Origin of the sequence: Phyllobacterium sp. (assembly GCF_037994405.1) — a bacterium.
In the GTDB taxonomy this organism is placed as follows: Bacteria; Pseudomonadota; Alphaproteobacteria; order Rhizobiales; family Rhizobiaceae; genus Phyllobacterium.
The window spans coordinates 1-3,944 of the sequence record NZ_JBBNAN010000149.1 but is presented as its reverse complement, the minus strand read 5'-3'; the positions used below and the strand labels follow the sequence as shown (position 1 = coordinate 3,944).

The 3,944-nt window shown below is 56.7% G+C and carries 4 protein-coding genes and 1 pseudogene; 1 reads left to right on the top strand and 4 read right to left on the bottom strand.

Annotation, left to right across the window (positions count from 1 at the left end; all coding sequences use genetic code 11):
- The 4 genes and pseudogenes from AAAC48_RS09055 to AAAC48_RS09040 form a co-directional block, all read right to left on the bottom strand.
- Positions 1 to 521: pseudogene (locus AAAC48_RS09055) on the bottom strand (GGDEF-domain containing protein); the annotation flags it as partial.
- Positions 522 to 652: 131 nt separating this feature from the next.
- A complete protein-coding gene (locus AAAC48_RS09050) occupies positions 653 to 1,162 on the bottom strand; it encodes an OsmC family protein (RefSeq protein ID WP_340653861.1) in 510 nt (169 codons plus the stop codon).
- A 259-nt stretch (positions 1,163 to 1,421) separates the two neighbouring features.
- Positions 1,422 to 2,849 (bottom strand): FAD-binding oxidoreductase, encoded by a 1,428-nt coding sequence (locus AAAC48_RS09045; protein ID WP_340653860.1) that lies wholly within the window; start codon positions 2,847 to 2,849, stop codon positions 1,422 to 1,424.
- A gap of 252 nt (positions 2,850 to 3,101) precedes the next feature.
- Complete coding sequence (locus AAAC48_RS09040) at positions 3,102 to 3,572, bottom strand: aminoacyl-tRNA deacylase (RefSeq protein ID WP_340653859.1); 471 nt, start codon at positions 3,570 to 3,572, stop codon at positions 3,102 to 3,104.
- A 208-nt stretch (positions 3,573 to 3,780) separates the two neighbouring features.
- Between AAAC48_RS09040 and AAAC48_RS09035 the strand changes: the two genes are divergently transcribed.
- On the top strand, positions 3,781 to 3,944 hold a 164-nt coding region (locus AAAC48_RS09035; protein WP_340653862.1), incomplete at its 3' end, for a helix-turn-helix domain-containing protein.

Genomic DNA, 3,944 nt, shown 5'->3' with positions numbered 1-3,944 from the left:
TAGACCAGGCATCCGGCAACCGACAAAAGCACCGGTACAATGTAACAGATCGGCATTCGCGCATAAGCAAACCCGGCGGTTATTGCGCCCGCTGTAATCCCGCACAGGACAACCAAGTAGAAGACTGATTGCGGAGCAGTGTAGCCCTCGCACAGCACTGCGATGAACGCCCAAACCAGACCCGATATCGCTGCTGTGGCCGACTGCAAGAAGAGATGGTGTTTAACCGATGCCGGATCTAGGTTCTTGGGTTCAACAGGATCATCGGGACTGAGGCGTCTTATGGGAGAGCGACATAGAACGATCCGAGCTGTGTTGACGAGAGTTGACGCGAAAAACCACAGCAGTCCAGCCAGTGCGTGCCCATAGTGAAAAGCCACGAGGAGGCTGGTCAGGGCAAGAATAATACTCACCGGTACGGAAATGAGCATGCTGCGACGCACGGCCATGAGTTGGTCGGCAAGGATCAGATCTTGCAGCGACAGGGTGGTTGCTGCTGGCGGTTGGTCGGTGTTCATCATCAACAGGACTGCATTATTTACAAAAAAGGAGCTTAATGCACGTCAGGAAAATTATTCGTAACTTTTGTCGTCCCTTCGAAAATGGTCAGAAAAAAGAACATCGTAATGGCATTTAGACGATCGGGCAGGCATCACAAATGCCGTAGTTTTACCTCAAAAGGTGGGCAACTGCGAAGGGTCTGGTAGACAACGCAATAACGCTCGGTGAGCTTGAGAAGCTGGTCGATCCTGTCTTGAGGCGCTTCAGTCTCGAGTTCGAAGGTTAAGCGGATTTGCGTGAAGCCAACAGGTGCGTCCTTGGCGACACCGAGGGTGCCGCGGAAATCAAGATCACCCTCCGCCGATACGGCGCCGGACTTGAGGGGAATCTCCAGCGCGGTCGCCACCGCCTTCAAGGTTACGCCCGCGCAGGCGACGAGTGCTTCGAGCAGCATATTGCCGGAACATAATTCGAAGCCGGATCCCCCGGTCGCTGGATGCAGGCCTGCGACGGCTAAAAGGCGTCCAGTCTCCACTTTGCAAGCGATGTTTTGATCGTCGAGCGTGCCGTGCGCCTTCAGCGTTATATACGCGTCCTGCGGACGTGTTCTGTAACTGTCCTTGATCGGTGTCTGAATCGTGCGCAATGCGGCAGCGTCCATTATGGTTCTCCTCCTTGTTCGTCGAACGGCTGTTCTAAAATTGGGCGGGTCTAACCATACCACACTGCAGAAATACTCCCCATGCAGCACCTCTGGCGTGCATGGGGATTTGTGAGCGATCCGGCACAGGCAAAATGTCAAATGCAGCAAACTGCTACAAGATCAACCGCCGGACCACCTGGGGACTATCCGCATATCGCCGTTTCCAACCCAAACCTTGGGCTCATTCCAACTCAATGGAGAGGACCAGCGAGCGGTCTCACGTTGTCTTCGGCTTCACGTTCTGGTTCATGCGGAACAGATTTTGCGGATCGTAACGCCGCTTTGTCTCGGCAAGCCGCTGGTAGTTTCCGCCATACGCTGCTTCAACGCGGTCTACCTCGTCGTCCGGCATGAAGTTGACGTAGGCGGTTCCCGTGGCATGAGGTCTTATTGCTTCGTATAAACCACGCGCCCAGCCGATACACGTTTCGTCCATCTTGGGTTCGCGCCAGCGAGCATGCACGTTCATGACGAAATGCGAGCTTCGCTGCGGAAACGCGGTTGCATCGACTGCGACACGACCCGCGGCACCACCGACATGGGCGAGAAATATCTCGCATTCCGGTCCCGGTAGATTGCGCACGGCCTCTATCAGGATTTCGATCGTCGCATCGGAGAGTTCAGAAAGATCATGGCTCTTCCAGTAATTGCGTGCGCCAGGAGTGAGCAGGGGATCGAATGCCCCCTGCCAGGCCGTGAACGGTGTGGGACCGACGACATCGGCGATCGGCTTTCCGATCGCGCGCAGACGGGCCGTCGCCTCCTCTCCCGCCTGAATGTCGCCGCAATAGCACATGGCGAGAACCAGTACCTCCTTGCCATGCCACTCTGCCGACAGGAAAGGAAGCGGCGGCGCCTGTCGCATGACCGTCCAACAGGTAAGTTCATCAGGTGCCAGTTCGAGAGCAGTGCGGTAATGTTTAAGAACTACCTCGGCATCGGCGAACGGATGGACGACAAGCCCCGATAAGACCTCCGGCCCAACCCTGTGAAGCTGAAATTCGAAAGCCGTGACTACGCCGAAATTTCCACCGCCCCCGCGTATTGCCCAGAACAGGTCCGGGTTTTCCGTCAGGCTGGTGCGCACGAGCTCTCCATCCGCTGTAACCACATCCGCCGACAAGAGATTGTCTACCGTCAGGCCGAACTTGCGTGTGATCCAGCCGAACCCGCCGCCAACCGTGAGGCCAGCAATGCCGGTCGTCGAGTTGATCCCTGTTGGGACGGCCAATCCGAAGGCCTGCGTTTCCTTGTCGACATCGGCAAGCGTCGCTCCGGGCTCGACCCACGCCCGCTGCGCCGCGGCGTTTACTCGCACCGATTTCATTTGCGACAGATCGATCATGAGGCCGCCGTTGCAGATCGCGCTGCCAGCAATATTGTGTCCCCCGCCACGTACCGCGACGAGGAGACCGTTGTCGCGCGCGAAACGCACGGCGCTGACGACGTCGGCAGCCCCCGCGCAACGTACAATGAGGCCGGGCCTGCGGTCGATCATGGCGTTCCAGATAGTTCGCATCTCGTCATAGGATGCGTCGCCTTCAGTCACCAGACTGCCGCGCAGCTGCGCGCCAAGCGCCTCGATGGAGATGGCGCTTACCTTCGTTTTTCCGGGTTCCAAAGTCGTGAGGCTCAAGTCGTTCATGATTCATTTCCTCCGTTTCGGCTAGAAACGATGTTCTTGCCGTTCCGCCAAAACGGTGAGCCTGAATCGGGAATCATACAAGTTCAGGAACTGTACCGGCTCCGCTTCGACGGTTTCCCTATTTTTCTCCGCTACAACGGGCTCGCGCTAATGGCACCGGTAGGATGATCATACCAGCCCTTCTGTCTTGAGTTCCTTTACTTCCGGAACTCAAACTAGTTCCATGAGGCGCGCGACCCAGGATCGCGGCATTTACGATCGGTGGCTGAAGCGTGCGACCCGCGCATCCTTCATCAGGCTGCGAAAGTCAGGTCCGCTAACGTGCACCAGTGTTTTGTGGTCACCAGCTTCGAAATAGACGTCGCTGGCGTCGCCAAGGCTTTCGTCGACGATCATCGGCACATCATAGGCCGATCCGATGGGCGGCACTGCGCCAATGTCGCAATCGGCGAAGAGCGAGCTGACCTCCTCCTCTGACGCGAGACCAAGACGCTTGTCCATTACATCCTGCAATGTAGAAAGCTCGATCCGGTGCGTGCTCGGCACAACGGCCAGGACGTACCCCGTTTCGTGATGCACGACCACGGATTTGGCCAGCCTGCTTCCTGGAACATGAGCCGCTTGCGCCGACTGGCTCGTTGTCGCCGTGCGGTGATGAGCGACGGTGTCGTAGGCAATACCTTGGCTGTCGATATAGTTTTGAAGTTTCGTTGCGATTGTCATGGTAGTCGCCCCTTACGTTACGTGGCGAGGCATGGGAGACATTCTCCTCTCATAACCCACAAAGTCAACGGCACGTTCAGCGCCAGCAAACCGCATTCGTTGGGGAAACGATTCCGCTTTGTCTGCATAAGCGATGACATTCCCAAGGCCAGTCAATCATTCAACCAATCGGTTGACTAAATGAAAGCTTGCGTCTATATTTAACCATATGGTTGAATTATATGCACCCCAGATGATCTCCGTCCTTCACGCCCTCGGCGACGCAACGCACCGACGGATGCTTCGCGAACTCACGAGTGGCGAGCGAACGGTAGGCCAACTTGCGGACCCCTTCGCTATCTCGCGCGCGGCCACTTCGAAACATATCAAGGT

What these genes read in the sequence shown, in the direction of transcription:
- AAAC48_RS09050 (WP_340653861.1), bottom strand. Translation starts at nt 1,162, where the DNA reads ATGGACGCTGCCGCATTGCGCACGATTCAGACACCGATCAAGGACAGT.
- AAAC48_RS09045 (WP_340653860.1), bottom strand. Translation starts at nt 2,849, where the DNA reads ATGAACGACTTGAGCCTCACGACTTTGGAACCCGGAAAAACGAAGGTA.
- AAAC48_RS09040 (WP_340653859.1), bottom strand. Translation starts at nt 3,572, where the DNA reads ATGACAATCGCAACGAAACTTCAAAACTATATCGACAGCCAAGGTATT.